Below are 20,355 nucleotides of genomic sequence, written 5' to 3' on the forward strand. Positions count from 1 at the left end.
AAATTCGTACTACGGTTTCCGAAAAGTATATAAGGAATAAAGATGAATATTGCGGCGCAGCCTCCAGTTCAGGCAGATCAAACAGTTTATTTAAAAGATTATCAAAAACCTTCATTCTTGGTTGAATCCATTAATCTTGATATTCAAGTATATGATGACAAAACAATTGTTGATTCAACATTAGTCATGAAGCGTCAAACTGCTGGAGACTTGGTGTTATTGGGCCGTGATCTTGAGTTGCAATCTATTCAGCTCAATGGTCAAGATCTTACTCCTGCACAATATTCACTCGATAGTGAACAACTGGTGATCACTGATGCACCAGATGAAGTCATTTTACAAACTCAAGTGATTATTCATCCTGAAACCAACACTCAGCTTGAAGGTTTGTATAAAGCAGATGAGTTGTTTGTAACCCAGAATGAACCTGAAGGCTTCCGTAAAATCACGTTCTATCCAGACCGTCCAGATGTTCTTTCAGTTTTTACAACACGTGTAGAAGCAGACAAAAAATATCCTGTGTTACTTGCCAATGGTAATTTGCTTGAAACAGGTGAGGTGGGTGAAAACCGTCACTTTGCGATCTGGCAAGATCCGACTAAAAAACCAAGCTATTTGTTTGCTTGTGTTATTGGTGATTTAGCTGTTCTTAAAGATCGTTATACGACTTCGGAAGGGCGTGATGTTGCTTTAGAAATCTATGCTATTGAGAAAGACATTCCAAAATGCCATATCGCGATGGAAGCATTAAAGCATTCAATGCGTTGGGATGAAGAACACTACGGCCGTGCGTATGACCTCGACAACTATATGATTGTTGCGGTGAGTCAGTTCAACATGGGTGCAATGGAAAATAAAGGTTTAAACATCTTTAATACTTCATGCGTACTTGCCGATGAAGAATACACAACTGACGCAGCAATTATGCGTGTGCAGTCTGTGATTGCCCATGAATATTTCCATAACTGGACAGGGAACCGCATTACTTGCCGTGACTGGTTCCAGCTGTGCTTAAAAGAAGGCTTAACCGTATTCCGTGACCAGTCTTTCTCTGAAGATTTACAATCTGCTGCGGTTCAACGTATTGATGACGTTGCTGTACTTAAATCACATCAATTCCCTGAAGATGCTGGTCCATTGTCGCACCCACCGCGTCCAGATCACTTTGTCGAAATTAATAACTTCTACACAGCGACAGTCTATGAAAAAGGTGCGGAAATTAACCGCATGATGTCTACTTTGTTAGGCAAAGAAAAATATCGTAAGGGAACAGACGAATACTTCCGCCGTCATGATGGACAAGCCGTAACTGTAGAAGACTGGGTTGCTGCATTATCTGCAGGTTCAGGTGTCGATTTATCTGCATTCTTAACTTGGTACAACCAACCAGGTACACCAAAGCTTGAAGCAAAAGGTGAATATGATGCAGCGGCACAAATTTATCGTTTAAGCTTTAAACAAAGCCTAAAAGCGCATCCGAAATATCCAAACTTAAAAGCTGTTCCAATTCCTGTTGCTTTAGCGCTTTTTAACGCTCAAACAGGGGAGCAATATACATTGCGTAGTGAAAGCCTATTCGTAAATGATGTTAAAGATGGCGTGTACTTGTTTGACCAAGATGAAGCAACTATTGAGTTTACAGGGGTAACTGAGCAACCTGTTGTGTCGTTACTCCGTAATTTCTCTGCGCCTGTAAATCTTGTATTTGACTATACCGATGCTGAATTAGCATTCTTAATTCAACACGAAACCAACGGCTTTAACCAATGGCAAGCAACGCAAACCTTGCTTGAGCGTATTTTGCTAGAAGACCATTCTGCAGATGCGTACATTCAAGCTATTCAAAGCACTTTGCCGGAGTTGGTTGGTCGTGACCCGCTTTTAGCATCACGTTTGTTTGATGTACCAAGTGAAGGTTATTTGGGTAGTCGTATTGATCAGAACTATGCACCAGCAGATATTCATGTAAAACGTGAAGCCTTGCTTAATCGTTTAGCACAAGAGTTGGGTTCATTCTGGAAAGATACTTATCTTACCCTTGACCCAGATTTGCAAAAAGAATTCTCGTTAGCCATGGGCGTTCGTGCATTAAAAAATATCATGTTGATGATGATGGCTCGTCAGGGCGATCAAACTGCATTTGAATTAGCACATGTGCAATATCAAAACACAGGCAATATGTCTGAACGTTTAGGTGCGTTACGTGTATTAGTTTGGCAAAATGCGCCTCAAGCTCAAGAAGCACTTGCTGATTTCTATGATCGCTTTAAAGATGAAGCCTTGTCTTTAGATCAATGGTTCATGATTCAAGCTGCAAACCCAAATGCCACTACAGAAACAATAGAGTATCTTACTCAACATCCTGACTATGATTTAACAACTCCAAATCGTATTCGTGCGGTAAGTGGTGGCTTGTCAAATAATCCTGAAAATACTTGGGGCTTTGGTGTAGCTCACTTTATTAATCTTGCAGAGTATCTAGACGAGAAAAACCCGATTTTAGGTTCACGCCTGTTACAGGTGTTATCTCGTTGGTATACGCTTGCAGAGCCTCAGCGTACTCAAGTGCAACAAGCTTTACAAGCATTGCAGCCTAAAGTAAAATCGAAAAATGTTTCTGAAACTTTAAATAGCATGCTGAGCGTTTAATTATTTAAATTTACTAAATAAAGGTCTCTAAAGAGGCCTTTATTTTTTTTTATATCTCATAGCTCTTCAAGATTTAAAATAAACAAAGCTATCTTTGTCATAGTTCATTTGTAGATCAAGTTTTATCATTTTATTTTTATATAAATTATAATCTTTAATAGTTTTTTGAAGATGCACTTTTAAGAAATAATATAAAATGAAAATTAAAGAGATAAATAATATAAAAAATAAATTATCTCTAGAAAATTATCTAATTTTTTAAAGTTAGCTAAATTTTGAAATATTTATTTAAATTTATCTTAATATTTTTTCTAGTGTTTTTATTAAAATTATTTAAATCAAATATTTATATTTTGTAAATATTGTTTTTTGTATCTGTAAGATAGGTTTAGGTAAATTTGTTTTATTGATTAGAAATTAAAAGAATAACGTGAACATGCATTTTATTTATTTTTATGTATTATGTTGGAAAGTAGGATAAAAAAATAAGCTTTAAAAGAGCAGTCAAATAAAAATGATTGTAAGAATAAGGGTTAAATTTTTTATATCTATTAATTCGACAATTTAGTTTAAAAGGTTTTGGCCATGAAAAAGACTTTTATTTATTTATCAGCAGTTGTTGCAGGAGTATTTTCTCTTAATGCAGCAAATGCAGCTACAGCAACAGGTACATTAACTGTTCGAGCAACAGTAACCAATAGTTGTGTATTGAATACCTCTGCAACTGGTACGACAACAAATGCAGTTTTAGACTTTGGTACTTTAAGTTCGCTGGCTAGCAATGTCGATGCAGATACGACAACGACAGGTGGTACCTCAATTAAAGTCCTTTGTAATAATACTGTGCCATGGACTTTGTCATTTGATGGTGGTCAGAATGTTTTATCAACCCAACGTCGCATGATTGGTGGGGCGACTAGCAACGAATATATTCCTTACAACCTTTTCACTGACACTGGGCGTGCCACAGCAATTGGTATTGCAACGACTGCCTACAGTGGAACTGGAACGGGTAATGTTCAAACTGTAAATGTGTATGGTCGTATTCCTGCAGGAACAACTTTACCAAGTGCTGGTAGCTATGTTGACAGTGTGACTGTTACAGTAACTTATTAATTTGCATAAATTAGAATTACGTTAGCCCTTTTGAAAGGGCTAATACATTAAAAAGTTATATTTGAGCAAATCATGAAAAAAAATATTTTTATTATTACGGGACTATTCTTATCTTTATCTAGCTCTATTAACGCCGCAACAATCCGTCTTTCACCTGTAAATGTAGAAATATTAAGTAATCAAAATGCTGCTTCAATTAGTTTATATAATCAGTCAAATGAAAGTGCTGATTTACAGGTGCGTGTATTTGAGTGGAGACAAAATGCTGGGCAAGATCAGTTAATCTCTACGGATGAGATTGTAGTTAGTCCACCATTTTTAAAACTACAACCTAATGATTCTTATAACTTACGTGTAGTTAGAATTAACCCAGAACCTATTTCTGGTGAAAAAACTTATCGTATTATTATTGATGAGTTACCCAAACCGATTGATAGCCGTAAAGCAGCTCAGGGAGTAAATGTATTACTTCGCTCATCATTACCTGTATTTGTCGTCAATAAAGATGCGATTACCAAATTGAGTTGGAAAATTGATGTTAACCAGAACACACCTTCTTTAAATATTAGCAATATAGGTAACCGACATGCGCTGTTAAATAGTCTAACGCTTGTTGATACAACTGCGAATAAAAGTTATCCCATTAAAGTAAATACTGTGAATGGTTATATTCTTGCGGAGAAGTCGAAAAGTTACTCGATTAGTAACTTTACCTACCAACCAAATCATAAATACAGCGTATCTCTAACAGTTAATGGTAAGAAAACCACACTTTAAGAGGCTTATATGAAATACATTATAGGTGTCTTATGTGTTGCGTATTTTCCTGCATATTCTTTTGCCGAACAGTTATTAGATCATACGAATACTGCAGTTCCCAGTGTTCCTAAATCTATAGGTAACGATAGTAGATATACACAAGTAGGAACGAATGAGCAGGAGCAAGATCTTAATTTCATCCAGCTATTTTTAAATATTTCGATTAACTCAAATGCTTCTGAAGATTTGGTTGCTGTAAAGCAATCTAAGGATGGAAAACTATATATTCGTTCTAGTGCCTTAAGAACTTTAAGAATAAAAATAGATGAACATATCCCTGATAACCAGTGGGTGTGTATTAATGATCTAAACGGAATCCAGTTTAAATATCTCGAAAATGAGCAGTCTCTAAACTTAAAAGTTCCGCCGAACATGTTAACGGGTTACTCAGTTGACTTAAATGGCCAGCAGATCACTAGCCCACAATTGCTAAAGATGAAACCCTTAAATGCAGCCATTCTGAACTACAGTCTGTATAACACCATAACCAATGATGAGAATGTTTTCTCAGGTACAGCAGAAGGGATCTTTAACAGTGCAATCGGTAACTTTTCATCAGGGGTTTTATATAACGGTAGTAATGAAAATAGTTATAGTCATGAAAAGTGGGTGCGCTTAGAAAGTAAGTGGCAATATGTCGACCCTGAAAAGATCAGGATATATACCCTAGGCGACTTTATTTCCAATAGCTCAGACTGGGGAAGCAGTGTCCGTCTTGCCGGTTTTCAGTGGTCGAGTGCTTATAGCCAACGTGGAGATATTGTCACTTCGGCGCTACCACAATTTTCCGGCTCGGCAGCATTGCCTTCAACACTGGATTTATACGTCAACCAGCAAAAGATTTATTCAGGGTTAGTGCCATCTGGTCCATTTGATATTAAACAGCTTCCGTTTATTTCAGGAAATGAAGTCACACTGGTGACTACCGATGCAACGGGACAGCAGAGCATTACCAAGAAGCCGTACTATTTTTCCTCCAAGATTCTGGCAAAAGGTATAAATGAGTTTTCAGTAGATGTGGGGGTTCCACGTTATAACTATGGGCTGTATTCAAACGATTATGATGATGCCACCTTTGCCTCAGGTGCGATTCGATACGGCTACAGCAACTCACTGACCTTAAGTGGCGGTGCAGAGGCTTCAACAGATGGTCTATCGAACCTCGGTACAGGATTTGCCAAGAATGTTTTAGGGATTGGGGTGATCAATGCTGACATTGCAGCGAGCCAGTATAAAGATGAAAACGGTTATTCTGCCTTGCTGGGTTTAGAAGGGCGCATCAGTAAAAATATTTCATTTAACACCAGTTACCGCAAAGTATTTGATAACTACTTTGACCTTGCCCGTGTATCTCAAGTTAGATATTTAAAAGATAACCAGATCAATGCCGAGTTACAGAACTACCTGAACTACAGCGCACTGGCAGATGAGATTTTTAGGGCAGGGATTAACTATAACTTTTATGCAGGCTATGGGGTTTATCTGGGTTATAACCAGATTAAATATAGTGACAACTCTTACAAGTTACTGTCTACCAATTTAAGTGGAAGTCTGGACAAGAACTGGGGTTTTTATGCATCAGCTTATAAAGATTATGAAAACCACAAGGACTATGGGATTTACTTTGCGCTGCGATATACCCCATCTAGTAAAGTTAATGCGATCACGAGTGTATCTAGTGACAGCGGTAGCCTACGGTATCGCCAAGAAATATTCGGTTTGTCAGAACCCCAAATTGGTTCATTTGGCTGGGGTGGTTATGTTGAGCGTGATCAGGATGCGAATGAAAACAATGCATCTGTCTATGCGTCTTACCGAGCACGAGCAGCTTACCTGACAGGGCGATATAACCGATTTGGGGATAATGATCAGGTTGCAGTTTCGGCGACAGGATCATTGGTTGCGGCGGCGGGACGTATCTTTGCGGCCAATGAAATTGGAGAGGGCTATGCGGTTGTAACTAATGCCGGGCCACAAAGCCAAATTATAAATGGCGGGGTCAATTTGGGAGAAACTGACAAGTCTGGAAGATTTCTAATTCCTAGTTTTATGCCATATCAAGTGAACCATATTTATTTAGATCCATCGTATCTTCCTCTGAATTGGAATGTTAAATCTACAGATCAAAAAACAGTCGTGGGTTATCGTCAAGGAACTTTGGTTGACTTTGGTGCTCATCAGGTTATTTCAGGATTAGTAAAACTGGTTGATCAAAAAAATTCACCGTTAATGCCGGGTTATACCGTTCGAATTAATGGTCAGCAAAATGGGATGGTTGGGTACGACGGTGAAGTATTTATTCCAAACCTGTTAAAACAAAACAAACTTGAAGTCGATCTTCTAGATCATGGTTCATGCCAAGTTGTCTTCACATATAACAGTAATCAGTACTCAACCAAAAAATTGGGACCTTATGTATGTCATTAAATAGTATGAATAAGGCTCAAATAGAGAGCTATAAGTTTTTTCCATTGTTTTTAAAATACTTTGTAGGCATTTGCTTATTTTATCTTGTTTATGCATTTTTTAGTCCGGCACATGCAGCTTGTACGGTAAGTGGGACCACAAATAATACGTTTACCTACACAGCAGCAAATATTAATAGTGATGCAACCGTAAACCTTTCAGGAACAATTACTTGTACGAATTTAGGACTTCCCCAGATTTCTAATTTCATGTGTATGAAAACCGTATTTACGGGAACCACAAATGCAATTAACAGTGTTTCATTACCCTATACAGTTACTGCAACTGTAGGCGGAGCTGGGTCTTCTACCACAAACCAAACCTCCAATGTGTGGTATGGTCCAGTAGCAACAGTCGCATCAAATAATATTGTGAGCTACTCGGTAAATATAAAAGTACCAGCTCGAACGGGGTCTCTTATTGCATACCCTCAAGGAACATATACAGCTTCGGTTCGGTTGTATTGGGATATGGATCTTTTGGGTTTGTCATGTGGTGATTTACTTGGTGGCTGGGATTCAGGCGATACATTGCTAACAGCAAACTTTGTGGTCCCAAGCCTGTGCCAATTAAACTCAACCTCAACTGTAGATTTTGGAAATATTAATGATATTGGTACGACTAAGCGTGATTACACAGCGCAAGGGGCAGTGAATACAACCTGTAATTTTGGAACGCCATACAGTATTTATTTAGGGGACGGCAATAACCGTATAGCTGGGGGTTTTAGGCGTATGATCAATAGTAATAATGAATTTATTCCCTATCAGCTATATAAAGATTCTAACTATAGTACGGTATGGGATGCAACGGGAGGCGTAACCAATGTTGGGGGAACAGGGGGAGTCTCAAAAACAGGTACAGGAAGCGCTCAAACGACTACTGTGTATGGAAAGATTCCGCAAGGCACTGCCATCGCAAGTAGACCTGGTGTCTATTCTGATAGTGTTGTCGTTACGGTGACTTATTAATCTTTCAAATTTATATGAGGAGCTCTTTTTATAGCAGAGCTCCCTATAATTCAAAGTATATTGCTTAAAAATTGTTAAGATATAAATAATAAAAATCAAATAATTCTTAGCTTTTGGAACTTGTTCGTCATCAAAAACAGTTTGACTTAAAAAAGCATTGTGTATATTTATTGGTTAGTTCTAAAAAAGAACTAGATAAAAGGCAATTAAAAATAAAGGTGAATAAATGTCGAATATTATTTTGCATCAATGGGAAATTTCCCCATTCTGTCAAAAAATTTCAAGAGTTCTGAAATTTAAAGGAATTCCATTTGACACAGTTAACTATAACGGCATTCTTGGAGCGAAAGTTCCTCTGCTAAGTAAGGTGGGCAAAGTACCTGTCATTGACCATAACGGTCAGAGGATTCAAGACAGCACTCGAATCGCGCGCTATCTAGATGAAGCCTTTCCAGACACACCTCGGCTTTACCCTGAAGATCCAAATCAAAAAGCGCTTGCTGAACTTTGGGAAGATTGGGCAGATGAATCTCTTTATTTTTATGAAGTCTATTTACGCGTAAATGACTCAGAAGCTTTAGATGAATCGATTCGCATTAGTAGCATTGGTCGTCCAGCTTATGAAAAGCCGATGGTAAAAGGTTTTATTTTAGCCGAGTTAAAAACGCAGCTTTTCTTTCAAGGCTTAGGACGTATGAAAGCTGAAAATGTTGAAGAAGAATTTATCCGACATCTCGACCGTATTGAGCAGGTTTTATCACAAAGTGAATGGTTAGTTGGAAACAGCCAAACCATTGCAGATATAGCTGTAGTTGCTCAACTCGGTGAAGTGATTCGTACCAGTAAAAAATTTAGTAAAGAAATTTTGAATCGTCCGTTTATTGCATTATGGTATAAAAAACAAACAGGGTGAAATGTCTATGACATCAGCAACATTAGATAAAAAACAAGATTGTGCGGTTGTTATTGGCGTCGGGGCATCACAAGGTATTGGTGCAGCGGTGTGTCGTCTTTTCGCCAAAGAAGGCTTAAAAGTTTATGTTGCTGGGCGTACTTTTCAGAAAATTGAAGCAGTGGCTGCCCAAATCCATTCCAATGGTGGAGATGCTGTAGCGTTTCGTTTAGATGCAGAAGATATACACCAAGTACAAGCCTTGTTTGACACCATTACTAGTCAAAACGAGCGCATTACTGCTGTCGTTCATAATGTGGGAGGGAATATTCCTTCCATCTTTTTACGCAGTCCATTGTCGTTTTTTACTCAAATGTGGCAATCCACTTTTTTATCGGCCTACTTAGTTTCTCAAAGCTGTCTAAAAATTTTTAAAGATCAAAATCACGGTACGCTTATTTTTACAGGTGCGAGTGCGTCTCTACGCGGCAAACCTTTTTTCGCAGCTTTTACAATGGGAAAATCTGCCTTAAGAGCTTATGCCTTAAATCTAGCCCAAATCTATAAATCACAAGGCATCCATATTGCTCATGTGATTATTGATGGCATGGTCGATGGCGATAGAGTGAATAAAGCATTATTTGGTCTGGGGCGGTTAGCTCGTCTTACGCGTGGCACTGGCGGACTTAATATTGATGCAATTGCAGAAAATTATTGGATGCTTTACCAACAAACACCTCAGCTCTGGACACATGAGTTGGATTTACGCCCTTATCAAGAAAAATTTTGAGAGACTAAAATGCTAAAAAAAATATTTCAAAAATTTCAAAAAAAGCAGGGCTGTGTTGTAGTGGCTGGTCATGACCTTCAACTGATTGAGCGTGATTTTGTAATTCTAGATAAAAACGCACATTTTCCATTACATCTTTATCAAGTTGTGCATGATTCAACCGCGCAAAAGATGAAAATACATTCTATAAATGATGGCGTGACAGCAGTACATTTAAATTTAGTGAATGCAGATCACTTAAAATGCTTATTGCGTTATATTTCACAACACGGGCATACCATTGAACTCTGTGTATTTCAGCCGAGTTTTTCATCTTCGCCCAATATTGAAGCTTTATCTTTAGAAGAGATTGAACACAGTTGGCAGACCACAGGTTTAAGTGCAGTAAGTGTCGCTCAAGCTGTGATTAAACCTATGCTTAAACAACAGCGGGGCACAGTTATTTTTCTTGGCGCACCCTCTAATCACTCGACCCATTACGATGTGTTAAGCCAAAGCATGTTTGCTAGCATTCGAGCTTTATCGCAGTCATTGGCGAGAGAGTTTCAACCCAAAGGCATTCATGTTAGTTATTGCATGATTGAAAAATGGGAAGGGCAAAACCAGCACTTTACCTCATCTCTCAAGCAAGTATGCCAACACATCTATCAGCAACCTGATTCTGCATGGAGCCAAGAACTTAGCCTATCTTGAAGTTTTACTTTTACATATTGTTAAAATACAGTACTGATCTGAAATGATCATAGAACAATAATTTCGGTAGGTTTTTAAATGGTGAATATAAAGAGTTTTCAGCGAACGGTTCAAGTAGTGTCGACCTTGGCAGCTTTTATGTGTTTTTCTTCACTCGCGCAAGCTTCACAATACACTCAAACTGCTCGTTTAGTTAACGAACGCTTATCTTATATGAAGGATGTTGCAGGTTATAAAGCAGAGCAGCATTTACCTATCGAAGATTTAACTCAAGAGAAGAAAGTTCTGGATCAATCGCTTTCTGAAGCCGAATCTTTTGGCTTAAATAGCGAAACATTAAAGCCATTTATTGTGACGCAAATGAATGTAGCCAAGGCCATTCAGTATCGCTATCGCGCAGATTGGTTGTCGAGTCCTGAAAGTAATTGGAAGCCACAAGATTTAGCAGAAGTACGTTTAAAAATTAGTTCTCTAAACACTGAGCTTCTAAAAAATATTGCCGTTGAACTTAAGAAAAATCATAACAATGCGCCTCATGGCTGTAGCTATATGTGGCCTGTTCAGCATCCACAACTTAAAGAAGCCGACAAAAAAGCTTTATGTGAGGCATTAAATAAAATTAAGTTAAGAAAGCAGTAAAACTTTTACATTTGAAACTTAAGTCTTCATCTTCCACTTGTCTGATTTCATAATTAACATTTTCCCACTGATTTTTGTGCTTTTCGATAAGTAAGCAAGGGAATTGTTGAAAATTATGTCTAAAACTATCATTCATACTTAAGTCTGAAATATGGTTAAAGCATACATTGAATTTAGGGGCGGAAGGATCATGTAAATCTTTAGATAGAATCAAAACAAGATTGTAGCAATTCATTATATGGTCATGTTCTATTTTGAATGTGTCTACTTGATCAAAATTAAAAAAATTTCCATTCATTTCGTCTAGGTCTAACATAATTATCCTTATTTTAAAGTAGTGATGAAAATCTATAATTAAGTTGTCGTTCATATTAACTAAAGACAAGCTAATAATGAATTTTTAACCAATTAATTAAATATTCTAATTCGATGAAAAACAATAATTATTTAACTGTTTTCTAGCCAATATCACATTGACACCCAAAACCTCTCCGATTATCCTTTGCCTGCTGGCCACATTGCCAGTCAGCTTTTGACAGAGCTGGTACAAAAGGCGCACAACAACGTATTATTTTGTTTTGTGCGTTCTCCTAAGTCACGCCTTTATGGTAAGGCTAGGAGGGGCACGCTTGCGTGCGCTGGTTTCCTTTTGTACCAGTCTGTCAACCCTTCTAGTCTTGCCACCATTATTTGACAGTAATTGGTAAGACTCTTCTAAATCAAAAGGAGTCCGCCGTTATGCGTACTATTTATTCTTTATTGGCCTCTGCCAAAATCTCTCTATTTATTCCATTTAAACAGTCTTTCAAACGGTTTAATCGGCTCTAGGTTTTCTATACCTTAAGAATCCTTACGACTAAAAAATCATAGCAACAATAAACCTGAGATAGGCGAGCACACCATTATTTGTGCCGCTTTTGCATGCCTGTTTTTAACGCTCAATTTAAGAGTGACAGCATTTCTATCTCATTTACTTACAACAAAAAAATTATTTTAAACGGTATAAAAATGCCAAATTTAGAAGCATCATTTAGAGCACTTCGCGTGCTACATGCGGCAAGAGATTTGTTTAAACAATATGGGTTTTATATTGGGATCGATCGAATTATTGAAGAAGCCAAAATTCCCAAAGCCACTTTTTATAACTACTTTCACTCCAAAGAAAGGCTTATTCAGATGAGCTTAACTTTTCAAACAGATGCATTAAAACATGAGGTGTTTTCAATTATTCATTCGTACCGTGAACTCATGGCATTCGATAAACTTAAGAAAGTTTACTTTTTACATGCAAACTTAGAAGGCTTTTATCGTTTACCATTTAAAGCCATTTTTGAAATTGAAAAGCTTTATCCTGCGGCCTATAAAATCGTGATTGACTACCGGAACTGGTTCATTAAAGAAATTCATAAATTCCTTTTAACTGTAAAAGTTAACGCTACAGTTGAAGATGCCTACATGTTTTTATTTGTGATTGATGGGGCAATGGCCCAGCTTTTAAGTGCGAATAGTACTGATGAAAGGGATAAATTATTAGAATATTTTATGTCAACGCTCGCTTAAATTGATCCATATTCTAGTGTTTAACTTATGAAAAAGCCCTCCGAAGAGGGCTTTTTATTCAATTTGGTTTAGCTTTAAAAATCAAAAGATGTTTGTAGATAGAACGTACGTGGCAGTCCTACATACTTACCGCCAGTAGAGTCTGTTGAGCGAGTAAAATATTGCTTATCAAAGACATTTTTGATTCCACCAGCGATTTTTAAACCTTTAACTTGTGAACTTAAGTCATAAGAGGTACGTAGCGCAAAAGTGGTGTAACCCGGAATATCTCCATATTTACCATCAGCAGTTTCTTCTGTTTGATAGACATTACTATCTGGAAGATCTGGTGAATGCTGCTTAGATTGAGCAAACATATCCGCATTTAAAGACCATTTATCTACTGTGTAACCTAACCCAACATTACCGACATGACGCGAGTAAAATGGTAAGTCTTTATCTTTAAATTGACCAGCTTCAGCCACTGCTTTGGTGAAAGTATAGTTTCCATATACTTTTAAGCCTTCCAGTGCATCAGACAATTGTCCGAAATCATAGCTAATACCTGTTTCGACACCTTTGTGGCTGGTTGCCCCTAAATCTGTCCAGATTCCGTTATTAGCAGCATCACGAACCAATGAAAGCTCTTTATCAAAGTCTAAATAGAACACGGTAAATTCGGCATTTAAACCATTGCCCAAATATTTGGTGCCAATTTCATAGTTGTTCGACTTTTCAGGATGTAAGCCTTCGGTTGTAGCCGTTGCGGTTGTTCCTTCAAGACGAGCTAATTGACTGTATTGCTGTGGACCGAACGATACGCCTGCGTTTGCAAATATATTCCAGTTTTCATTTGCTGAGTACATCACGGATAAACTTGGTAAAAATTCGTCTGAATCAATTTTTGGATAAACAGTATTAGGTTGTCCTTTGTTATAACCTGTGAAGTTATTATGGGTTTCAATTGATTCGAAACGAACACCCGGTGTGATGGTCCAACGGCCGAGTTCCATACGGTTGTCGATATATACAGCATGTGCTTTAGTACCGCCTTCACTACTACTACGCGGAGCAAAATCTGGCACTGATGAACCTGCTGCATAAGATGCAGTACGTCCTGCAAATTCAGAACTTTCTTCTTTTAAATAGCGATAGCCAACCGTTACTTCATTTTGAGTATTACCAAGTTCATAAATGCGAGAGTAACGCGGTTCAATTGCATAGACTTTATAATCGCGTGGAGCAGAATCGAGGCGTTTTTGCCCATTCGCTAGTGTAGTCTCAAGATTACTAGTACGGAAAGAGTCGATGTAGTAACTCAAAACCTCGAAGTTATTTTTTTCATCTTTATGGTTATAACGTAAAGAGACATCTGTACGTCGACCTGCAAAATAGTTTTTTTCACCAGAAGATTGATACGGGTTTTCAGCATATTGCGCCTGAGTTAAACCCTCTGGCATTTCGCCGCAACCTTCATAGTGATGCAGATTTAAAGCAACCGAGTCTTTATCATTAAATTGATAAGCAGACTTTAGCATTACATCATCGATATCAATTTTGTTGTTTGCTTCTCGATAACCGTTTCCTTTGGTCCCTGAATATAGAAGGGCAAGGCCTAAACCATTATCTAAAGTTCCCCCCACAAATAAATTAGGGCTCAGTTTTACTTGATCAGTACCAGATGCATATTCTGAAGTTAGGCTAACAGTTCCGCTAAAATCTTGAGGAATTGATCGAGTAGCAAAGTTAATAATTCCACCTACGTTTTGAGGCCCAAAACGAACCGATCCCGCACCGCGCACAACGTCAACTGATTCAATATTCCCAATTGAAACAGGTGTCAAAGATAACTGTGGCTGACCATACGGTGCAAATGAAAGCGGAACACCATCGACTAGAACTGTTGAGCGAGGTGATAGGCGAGATGCTAAACCACGAACCCCAATATTGAGAGAAACATCACTACCGCCTGTTCCACTACTGTCTTGAGCCTGAACCCCAGGAACTTGCTTTAGAGCTTCGCGCAGTGAAGTTGCCGCCGTTTCATCTAAACGCTTACGGTCAATAATAGTTCGAGCGCCAGCATGTTTGTGAACAGTTTCTGCATTTGCTTCTTCTAACCAGTTACCTTGTGCCTTAATGGTAATAGTCGGTAATGCACTAGTGATTGTATCTTCGGCATGTGCAGGAAGTGCTAAATAAGTACAAGCTAGTCCGATTGCATAGCTAAGTGTAGAAACTTTGAACTTAAAATTTGGGAGTAAAAGAGCAGATGAGCGGTCCATGTTGATGTATCGAAATCCTAAACGATAATTATAATCATTATAGCGAAAAAGTAACAAAATTTTATAAATGTAATTTAAGTTTTTTAGAAAAACTAAACATAGCTTTTCACTAATCATTTTCACAGAACAGCCCTCCGAAGAGGGCTTCAAATTTATTTAAAGTTAGGTTGATTTAAGATTTTGTAGACCTTTTCTTTATATACATCATTAGAAATAACACCTTTATCTCGCTGTTGTTTTAGCGATTTAAACTGTTGACCACGAATTTCTCTTTGAATACCCACATTATCATGATGTCTCATGTAGTAAAGGCTACGCTCATGATCACTCATATTCACTGTTTCATCAGTAAACGAAGAAGGCTTTGCTTCATTTTCTTGATATTGTTTTGCAATTTCAAAAAAATCTACGTTTTGGGAATGAGGAGAATTAAATGAATTTTGCTGTTCAGTCAGCTGAGGGTTCTGAGTGTTAGCATTTATTTCAAGCATACTTTTATGCTGATTAAATCTAGGGCGGTTATATTCTTGTTTCGTTTGAAATGTGTTTGTTTCAGCAAAGATGGAAGAAGAAAAAAGCCCAATATTTAAAGATAAAAAAGTTAATAAAAATCTATTCATTTCTTTGGGAGTCCAATTGAAATTGAGTAAATCACTGTATTGTAACATTAAAATTTGATTTTTGAAGGTTTGACTTCAAGTATGCTTGATCAACTGGTAAATAATAAGATCTGTAGTGGAGCGTAAAAGCCAATTTAAAAAGGCTTTTTACACTCATTTTTTTAAGATCGTTTTGAATATTCTTCTTTCAATTTATCCAGAAAAATAAAGAGGTTTTGATTCATTTCTTGATAGTCATGCTTCCGTAATTCTTCACGAGTATTCACAAATTTATAATTGTGAGCATCATTTAACTCGACTTCTGAATGTTGAATCAGTAATTCAACTACTTCTGAAGTTAATTCCATATGACATTGTAGGCCATAAACTAATTTGGAATATTCAATAATCTGTCTTGGACAGCCTGCGCTAAAAGCAATAATTTTCGCGTTGGGAGTTAAACCTGGCATGTCGTTATGCCAATGGCCAACTTCGGTCATTTTTCCTAAGTGAGAAAGCTTAGAATGTATTATTCCGTATTCTGTAAGCATAATTGGAAACTTACCAATTTCTCGCTCAGGGCTATGTTCAAACTTGGCCCCTAAAGCTTCACCGATCAATTGAGATCCTAGGCATACCCCAATAACCACTTTATTTGCTTCAATCGCTTTTTTAATGATTGATTGTTCAGCTAATGAATTAAAGTGAGGGCACATCTCTAATGTAGTATCAGGACTTTGTGGGCCACCCATTACAATAAGAAAGTCGATATCTTCAACAGAACTTGGCAAAACTTCATTTAAATACACTCTTGAATAGGTAATTTTGAAGTTATTCATTTTGCCCCAAATTTCATATGCGCCAGGCGCTTCAAAATCTTCATGAACAATAAAATGTAGCCGCATAATAATCCTTAAAATCTAAACATTAATAGGTAGATCATTGGTTAAAAATCAAGGAAATATTAAAAGTAGAATAGGGCCTTTAATACATCCAGTTTTGAAAACTTATATGGGCCAGCTTTATTTGTTTTCATCGAAGTTGGAATTAATTTTTTGTTTTTAAAATACATGCGATATATTTATTGTTAAGTTAAACTAAATTATTCTGATGTGACAATAGCGGTTCAATTTGTTAAATTGTGTAGCTTTTATCAAAGTGGACAAAATTTATGAAGACATTTTTAGTTATATCTTTATTGGGTTTTGGGCTGATTGGTTGTGCTTCATCTCCATATAATTCTCAAGAAAATTATTTGAATAAACCTCCAATAGTTCCAGAGAATAAAGCTTTTAATAGTTTTAAAACACCTGAACACGGGATTTTCACTGATCGAGATGTCTATAATATAAATATATCAGAAAATTCAAATCTAAATTTTCGTTATGAAGTTCCTTTTTAATGAAAATAAAATATTAACTAAAAAAAGGGAAGAGCAAAGGTGGCTTAACACCTTTGCTAACTCATAATAATTAATGATTAATACAACCTTTTGGGTGGTTTTTTAAATTCTAAACTGTTAAATTTTAGTTATTGAAAATAAGGTATTTTAAATGAAAAACTTCACTATTGTTACTTCTTTATTTTTGTTAGTTGGGTGTGCCACAGGTCACAAACAAGTCACTCCTGTGCCAGTGGCAGATAATAAAATTATTTCAGAGGCTGAAAAATATAAAAAACAATATCAAAAGAAAATTTATAAAACCTGGGATATTCCCAAGTCTTCTACAGGTATGAGTGCAAGTGTTAAAGTCTTTTTAACGGATACTGGCGAAATTGAGCAAATTATCTTTTTAGATAAAGAAGAGCAAAAATTTAAAACAAGTATTGAAAAAGCTATCTGGCGTTCTAGTCCATTTGTTTTACCCTCTAATCCGGAGGTAAGAAAGCAAGCAAGAAAATTCAATATTAAGTTTCAGGTAAAATAAATCAGTTATGTTTGAATACTAAGAGCAGATTTATAATTTTGAGTAAGTTAAATCTGCTCTTTAGATATTTATAGTATTGATATAGTAGGTTTTAGCTATATTGAACTGATCTTTAAGAGCTAAATTCAAAAGTAGAATCTAACATTTCAGTGTAGTCAGAAAATAAGACATTTTATTTATATATTAAAAAAATATAAAAATTTGTTACATTAATATCAAAAGGTAACATAAACAGAACTTTAAAAGAATGAAAAATTATTATAGAAAATAAATAATTTCGTAAGAGTTGTAAGTAAAAATATGAGTGAAGTAAAGAAGCCTCATACTGAAAGTAAAGCAACGAAAGTTGTAGCGTGGTGTCTAATTATATTTGGAATTATTTTAGGAATAGCCTTTATTTTGTCATATGGGCAAGTTGAAACTAGAAATGATAATTTAGATATTATTCGAGTGTGGTCTACACAAATGGTAACAGTTGGTCTTTTTATTATATTTAATGGTTTGCTGTTCGGTTATTTACTTTTAAAAATTAGTAGTATTTTGAACCACCTTGAAAATAATAAAAACTAGAATTTCTTTGAATAAATTCAGTTCAAATATTAAATAGAGCTAAGATTTTATTTAAAGCACTTCTCGATAATATGAAAAATTGAAAGAAAATTTTTCAAAATCTTCTTATATATAGATTATTTATGTTAATTACTTCACATTTTTAAATGTTTTTGATGTTTAATTGACGATTAAATTTCAAAAACCTGGTATTTCTTACATTTAGTTTATGAGTTTTACCCTATCTTACATAAAAAAATAATAGTTTAAAGAAGTATATAAATATACGCATGAGAAGATAGGAGGTTACGATGCCAAAATATCTAGCTATAGCAGATAAGGTTTATAAAAAAATTAAAAATAACAACTTGTTTTCTGATGATGTAATAGAAAATTTAAATTGTTTGGTTGGGCTTATTCGTAATGCGATAAAAGGTACTGAATTCAAATTAAAGTATAATTTTATTAATTTTGAAGACTGCTTAACCAAGCCCATCGAGCAATGCTCGGTAAAAATTGATTTTAGTCTTATGCCTAAGTGTGATAATGAAGGTGAGTTTATTTTATGGCTTGCAGGATTTATTGAAAGAATCACAGAAGGAGGTAAAGCTAAATTTCCTCCTATTTCTCAGTTGGTCCCTCAAGGCTTTAGTATGGTAAATGAAAATATTCCAGTAACTACTTTACCTGTAAAAGAAGAAAATGCAGAAATGATTGTTAATTATTTTAAATCAGATGATTATATTAAAAATAATAAACTACTTTCTTAAAATATATAAGCCAATTATCCGTAACAATTTAGAGCTTAGTAACCGCCTTTGAAGGCGGTTTTCTTTGTTATATGTATCTTAAAGTGTCTGTTACATAAATGATGATTGTTTCATGTTGAATATATCTGTTAATTATTTGAGCATGAAATGACACAAATGAAGTAAAGGATAAATCTCATGATAGATGAAGAAAAACCCTTAAATTTTGATGATGATGAAGAGCCCCTTGATTTTGCAGATGAAGAATTCATCGATGATAAAAAAGAGGATGAGTTTTATAACACCATTACCAAAGATGGCTCTAGTGTCGATCCAGCAGATGATGGTGAGCGGCATATTAGACCTGAAGATGGCGATCCTATAGAAGTCGAAGAATAATCTATAGCCCAATTTTATATTGGGCATTTTAATTTCTAGCGTATTTGGTTGAACAACAACAAACTCTAGATATTATTCAAAAATTATCATTAATGAATTAAAAAATGAGAGCTAGGCAAGAAGTTTAGAGATATGAGGTTGTATGTTTCTAGAACAAGTAATATGACAGAGGATTAGATGCAAAAAATATTGGATTATCTTTGCAAGCTTTTTACTACTCAGTCTCGGTCAGGTGCTGCTACAAATAGCTCGATTGCTACAGCAACAGACAATGGCGATCAGGAAATTGGTTTTGCGGTAGATGAGATGTCTCTGAGTCAGGTAGGGGTAAACAGTATTTGTAATTTTGAAGGATTAAGACTCAGTGCTTATGATGATGGCATAGGTGTCTGGAGCATTGGTTATGGCACAACCAGATACCCACATGGTTTGAGCGTTCAAAAAGGTGACACATGTACTCTTGAGCAGGCCAAAGTATATATGCAGCATGATTTAAAAATATTTGAGCGTGCAGTCAATGGCGCTGTAAAAGTTCCTTTAACGCAAAATCAATTCGACGCATTAGTCTCTCTGAGTTATAACATCGGCGCAGGAGCCTTTAAAAAATCGACCTTATTAAAAAAATTAAATTCAGGAGATTACAAAGGGGCCGCAAACCAATTTGATGTATGGGTAAACGCAGGTGGTAAGCGTTTGGCTGGATTGGTTAGACGCCGCGCTATTGAAAAGAAATTGTTTTTAGGATCATAGTCTTTTTAATTTTTATAGGGTTTTATCAGAAAAGCTATTCCGATCTTTATAAAATCTAGGCATAAAAAAGCCTGATGCTACGAATCAGGCTTCAGTATTCATCAACAATAGGAGTTGGTGAACAAGACCAATCTAACAGACCTGCTCAGTAAAGGCAAACCGAGGGCTGAATTGCTGAGTCAGATCAAAGTAATTTTTCTAAATTACACGCATTAAAAAAGCCCTTGCTCGAAAGCGAAGGGCTTAGTCATTCATTGATCTACCAATGAACTATATAAGGCTCATCTCATACTAAGGTCAGTATATCTGAAATTGGAGTAACTGAGAAGAAAACCTTATAAATAGCTTTTTTATTCTATTTAAACTTATTTTATTCAGGCGTATAGCAAGTTACATCATTGGTAAATCAATACACAAAACTTGCACTTTGCATTTTTATGGATGTGGTATTTGTGTAGGTTCTGATTGGCTTAGGAAATAAAACAATAGCTATCTTTTAAAGGTTCAATATAAAGTTTTGAA

At 36.1% G+C, this 20,355-nt stretch carries 20 protein-coding genes; 16 read left to right on the plus strand and 4 right to left on the minus strand.

Annotated elements, in window-relative coordinates; genetic code table 11:
* Positions 1–42: 42 nt before the first annotated feature.
* The 9 genes from pepN to AC52J8_RS07115 all read left to right on the plus strand — a co-directional run bounded on the left by pepN (position 43) and on the right by AC52J8_RS07115 (position 11,035).
* Positions 43–2,649, plus strand: a complete 2,607-nt coding sequence (gene pepN / locus AC52J8_RS07075) for an aminopeptidase N (protein ID WP_086399547.1) — start codon at positions 43–45, stop codon at positions 2,647–2,649.
* 585 nt (positions 2,650–3,234) lie between these two features.
* Entirely contained in the window at positions 3,235–3,765 is a 531-nt protein-coding gene (locus AC52J8_RS07080; protein ID WP_057070438.1) for a Csu type fimbrial protein, read from the plus strand.
* A gap of 72 nt (positions 3,766–3,837) precedes the next feature.
* A complete protein-coding gene (locus AC52J8_RS07085) occupies positions 3,838–4,542 on the plus strand; it encodes a fimbrial biogenesis chaperone (RefSeq protein ID WP_086399546.1) in 705 nt (234 codons plus the stop codon).
* 9 nt (positions 4,543–4,551) lie between these two features.
* Entirely contained in the window at positions 4,552–7,011 is a 2,460-nt protein-coding gene (locus tag AC52J8_RS07090; RefSeq protein WP_086399545.1) for a fimbria/pilus outer membrane usher protein, read from the plus strand.
* The gene (locus AC52J8_RS07095) at positions 7,002–8,021 is read left to right on the plus strand and encodes a Csu type fimbrial protein (protein WP_086399544.1); all 1,020 of its coding nucleotides are present in this window, start codon (positions 7,002–7,004) and stop codon (positions 8,019–8,021) included. Before AC52J8_RS07090 ends, AC52J8_RS07095 begins: the two co-directional genes overlap by 10 nt.
* Positions 8,022–8,247: 226 nt before the next feature.
* Entirely contained in the window at positions 8,248–8,934 is a 687-nt protein-coding gene (locus AC52J8_RS07100; protein ID WP_057076855.1) for a glutathione S-transferase, read from the plus strand.
* A 7-nt stretch (positions 8,935–8,941) separates the two neighbouring features.
* A complete protein-coding gene (locus tag AC52J8_RS07105; RefSeq protein WP_057076857.1) occupies positions 8,942–9,703 on the plus strand; it encodes an SDR family NAD(P)-dependent oxidoreductase in 762 nt (253 codons plus the stop codon).
* 9 nt (positions 9,704–9,712) lie between these two features.
* Positions 9,713–10,396 carry an SDR family NAD(P)-dependent oxidoreductase gene (locus AC52J8_RS07110; RefSeq protein ID WP_057076854.1) on the plus strand — a complete coding sequence of 228 codons (684 nt, stop codon included), beginning with the start codon at positions 9,713–9,715 and terminating at the stop codon, positions 10,394–10,396.
* A gap of 78 nt (positions 10,397–10,474) precedes the next feature.
* Positions 10,475–11,035, plus strand: a complete 561-nt coding sequence (locus AC52J8_RS07115; protein ID WP_197738986.1) for a chorismate mutase — start codon at positions 10,475–10,477, stop codon at positions 11,033–11,035.
* Here AC52J8_RS07115 and AC52J8_RS07120 read toward each other — a convergent pair.
* Positions 11,016–11,351, minus strand: a complete 336-nt coding sequence (locus tag AC52J8_RS07120) for a PIM8 family immunity protein (RefSeq protein ID WP_086399543.1) — start codon at positions 11,349–11,351, stop codon at positions 11,016–11,018. The two genes, AC52J8_RS07115 and AC52J8_RS07120, sit on opposite strands and share 20 nt — an antisense overlap.
* A 692-nt stretch (positions 11,352–12,043) precedes the next feature.
* Here AC52J8_RS07120 and AC52J8_RS07125 point away from each other — a divergent pair.
* Positions 12,044–12,595: a TetR/AcrR family transcriptional regulator gene (locus AC52J8_RS07125; protein ID WP_032005889.1), complete on the plus strand. Its 552-nt coding sequence runs from the start codon at positions 12,044–12,046 to the stop codon at positions 12,593–12,595.
* A gap of 74 nt (positions 12,596–12,669) precedes the next feature.
* Here AC52J8_RS07125 and AC52J8_RS07130 read toward each other — a convergent pair whose 3' ends face one another.
* The 3 genes from AC52J8_RS07130 to AC52J8_RS07140 all read right to left on the minus strand — a co-directional run bounded on the left by AC52J8_RS07130 (position 12,670) and on the right by AC52J8_RS07140 (position 16,363).
* Positions 12,670–14,859: a TonB-dependent receptor family protein gene (locus AC52J8_RS07130; protein WP_086611575.1), complete on the minus strand. Its 2,190-nt coding sequence runs from the start codon at positions 14,857–14,859 to the stop codon at positions 12,670–12,672.
* A 152-nt stretch (positions 14,860–15,011) separates the two neighbouring features.
* Entirely contained in the window at positions 15,012–15,527 is a 516-nt protein-coding gene (locus AC52J8_RS07135) for a hypothetical protein (protein WP_032007659.1), read from the minus strand.
* Positions 15,528–15,640: 113 nt separating this feature from the next.
* Complete coding sequence (locus tag AC52J8_RS07140; protein ID WP_086399542.1) at positions 15,641–16,363, minus strand: type 1 glutamine amidotransferase; 723 nt, start codon at positions 16,361–16,363, stop codon at positions 15,641–15,643.
* A gap of 266 nt (positions 16,364–16,629) precedes the next feature.
* Between AC52J8_RS07140 and AC52J8_RS07145 the strand changes: the two genes are divergently transcribed.
* The 6 genes from AC52J8_RS07145 to AC52J8_RS07170 all read left to right on the plus strand — a co-directional run bounded on the left by AC52J8_RS07145 (position 16,630) and on the right by AC52J8_RS07170 (position 19,833).
* Entirely contained in the window at positions 16,630–16,860 is a 231-nt protein-coding gene (locus AC52J8_RS07145; protein WP_005068685.1) for a hypothetical protein, read from the plus strand.
* A gap of 151 nt (positions 16,861–17,011) precedes the next feature.
* Positions 17,012–17,386, plus strand: coding sequence for a TonB C-terminal domain-containing protein (locus tag AC52J8_RS07150; RefSeq protein ID WP_086399541.1), 375 nt, complete (start codon positions 17,012–17,014; stop codon positions 17,384–17,386).
* Between the two features lie 300 nt (positions 17,387–17,686).
* Positions 17,687–17,956 carry a hypothetical protein gene (locus tag AC52J8_RS07155; protein ID WP_086399540.1) on the plus strand — a complete coding sequence of 90 codons (270 nt, stop codon included), beginning with the start codon at positions 17,687–17,689 and terminating at the stop codon, positions 17,954–17,956.
* Between the two features lie 290 nt (positions 17,957–18,246).
* On the plus strand, positions 18,247–18,705 hold the full coding sequence (locus AC52J8_RS07160) for a hypothetical protein (protein ID WP_086399539.1): 459 nt from the start codon (positions 18,247–18,249) through the stop codon (positions 18,703–18,705).
* A 177-nt stretch (positions 18,706–18,882) separates the two neighbouring features.
* A complete protein-coding gene (locus AC52J8_RS07165; RefSeq protein ID WP_086399538.1) occupies positions 18,883–19,083 on the plus strand; it encodes a hypothetical protein in 201 nt (66 codons plus the stop codon).
* 177 nt (positions 19,084–19,260) lie between these two features.
* A complete protein-coding gene (locus AC52J8_RS07170) occupies positions 19,261–19,833 on the plus strand; it encodes a lysozyme (RefSeq protein ID WP_086399537.1) in 573 nt (190 codons plus the stop codon).
* Positions 19,834–20,355: the final 522 nt, after the last annotated feature.

Source organism: Acinetobacter sp. S-1 (assembly GCF_059579785.1).

Bases quoted from the DNA above. Each gene is read 5' to 3' on its own strand.
- AC52J8_RS07130 (WP_086611575.1), bottom strand. From the start codon at position 14,859: ATGGACCGCTCATCTGCTCTTTTACTCCCAAATTTTAAGTTCAAAGTT.
- AC52J8_RS07170 (WP_086399537.1), top strand. From the start codon at position 19,261: ATGCAAAAAATATTGGATTATCTTTGCAAGCTTTTTACTACTCAGTCT.
- AC52J8_RS07135 (WP_032007659.1), bottom strand. From the start codon at position 15,527: ATGTTACAATACAGTGATTTACTCAATTTCAATTGGACTCCCAAAGAA.
- AC52J8_RS07105 (WP_057076857.1), top strand. From the start codon at position 8,942: ATGACATCAGCAACATTAGATAAAAAACAAGATTGTGCGGTTGTTATT.
- AC52J8_RS07165 (WP_086399538.1), top strand. From the start codon at position 18,883: ATGATAGATGAAGAAAAACCCTTAAATTTTGATGATGATGAAGAGCCC.
- AC52J8_RS07110 (WP_057076854.1), top strand. From the start codon at position 9,713: ATGCTAAAAAAAATATTTCAAAAATTTCAAAAAAAGCAGGGCTGTGTT.
- AC52J8_RS07155 (WP_086399540.1), top strand. From the start codon at position 17,687: ATGAGTGAAGTAAAGAAGCCTCATACTGAAAGTAAAGCAACGAAAGTT.
- pepN (WP_086399547.1), top strand. From the start codon at position 43: ATGAATATTGCGGCGCAGCCTCCAGTTCAGGCAGATCAAACAGTTTAT.
- AC52J8_RS07145 (WP_005068685.1), top strand. From the start codon at position 16,630: ATGAAGACATTTTTAGTTATATCTTTATTGGGTTTTGGGCTGATTGGT.
- AC52J8_RS07120 (WP_086399543.1), bottom strand. From the start codon at position 11,351: ATGTTAGACCTAGACGAAATGAATGGAAATTTTTTTAATTTTGATCAA.
- AC52J8_RS07125 (WP_032005889.1), top strand. From the start codon at position 12,044: ATGCCAAATTTAGAAGCATCATTTAGAGCACTTCGCGTGCTACATGCG.
- AC52J8_RS07080 (WP_057070438.1), top strand. From the start codon at position 3,235: ATGAAAAAGACTTTTATTTATTTATCAGCAGTTGTTGCAGGAGTATTT.
- AC52J8_RS07090 (WP_086399545.1), top strand. From the start codon at position 4,552: ATGAAATACATTATAGGTGTCTTATGTGTTGCGTATTTTCCTGCATAT.
- AC52J8_RS07100 (WP_057076855.1), top strand. From the start codon at position 8,248: ATGTCGAATATTATTTTGCATCAATGGGAAATTTCCCCATTCTGTCAA.
- AC52J8_RS07150 (WP_086399541.1), top strand. From the start codon at position 17,012: ATGAAAAACTTCACTATTGTTACTTCTTTATTTTTGTTAGTTGGGTGT.
- AC52J8_RS07095 (WP_086399544.1), top strand. From the start codon at position 7,002: ATGTCATTAAATAGTATGAATAAGGCTCAAATAGAGAGCTATAAGTTT.
- AC52J8_RS07085 (WP_086399546.1), top strand. From the start codon at position 3,838: ATGAAAAAAAATATTTTTATTATTACGGGACTATTCTTATCTTTATCT.
- AC52J8_RS07160 (WP_086399539.1), top strand. From the start codon at position 18,247: ATGCCAAAATATCTAGCTATAGCAGATAAGGTTTATAAAAAAATTAAA.
- AC52J8_RS07140 (WP_086399542.1), bottom strand. From the start codon at position 16,363: ATGCGGCTACATTTTATTGTTCATGAAGATTTTGAAGCGCCTGGCGCA.
- AC52J8_RS07115 (WP_197738986.1), top strand. From the start codon at position 10,475: ATGGTGAATATAAAGAGTTTTCAGCGAACGGTTCAAGTAGTGTCGACC.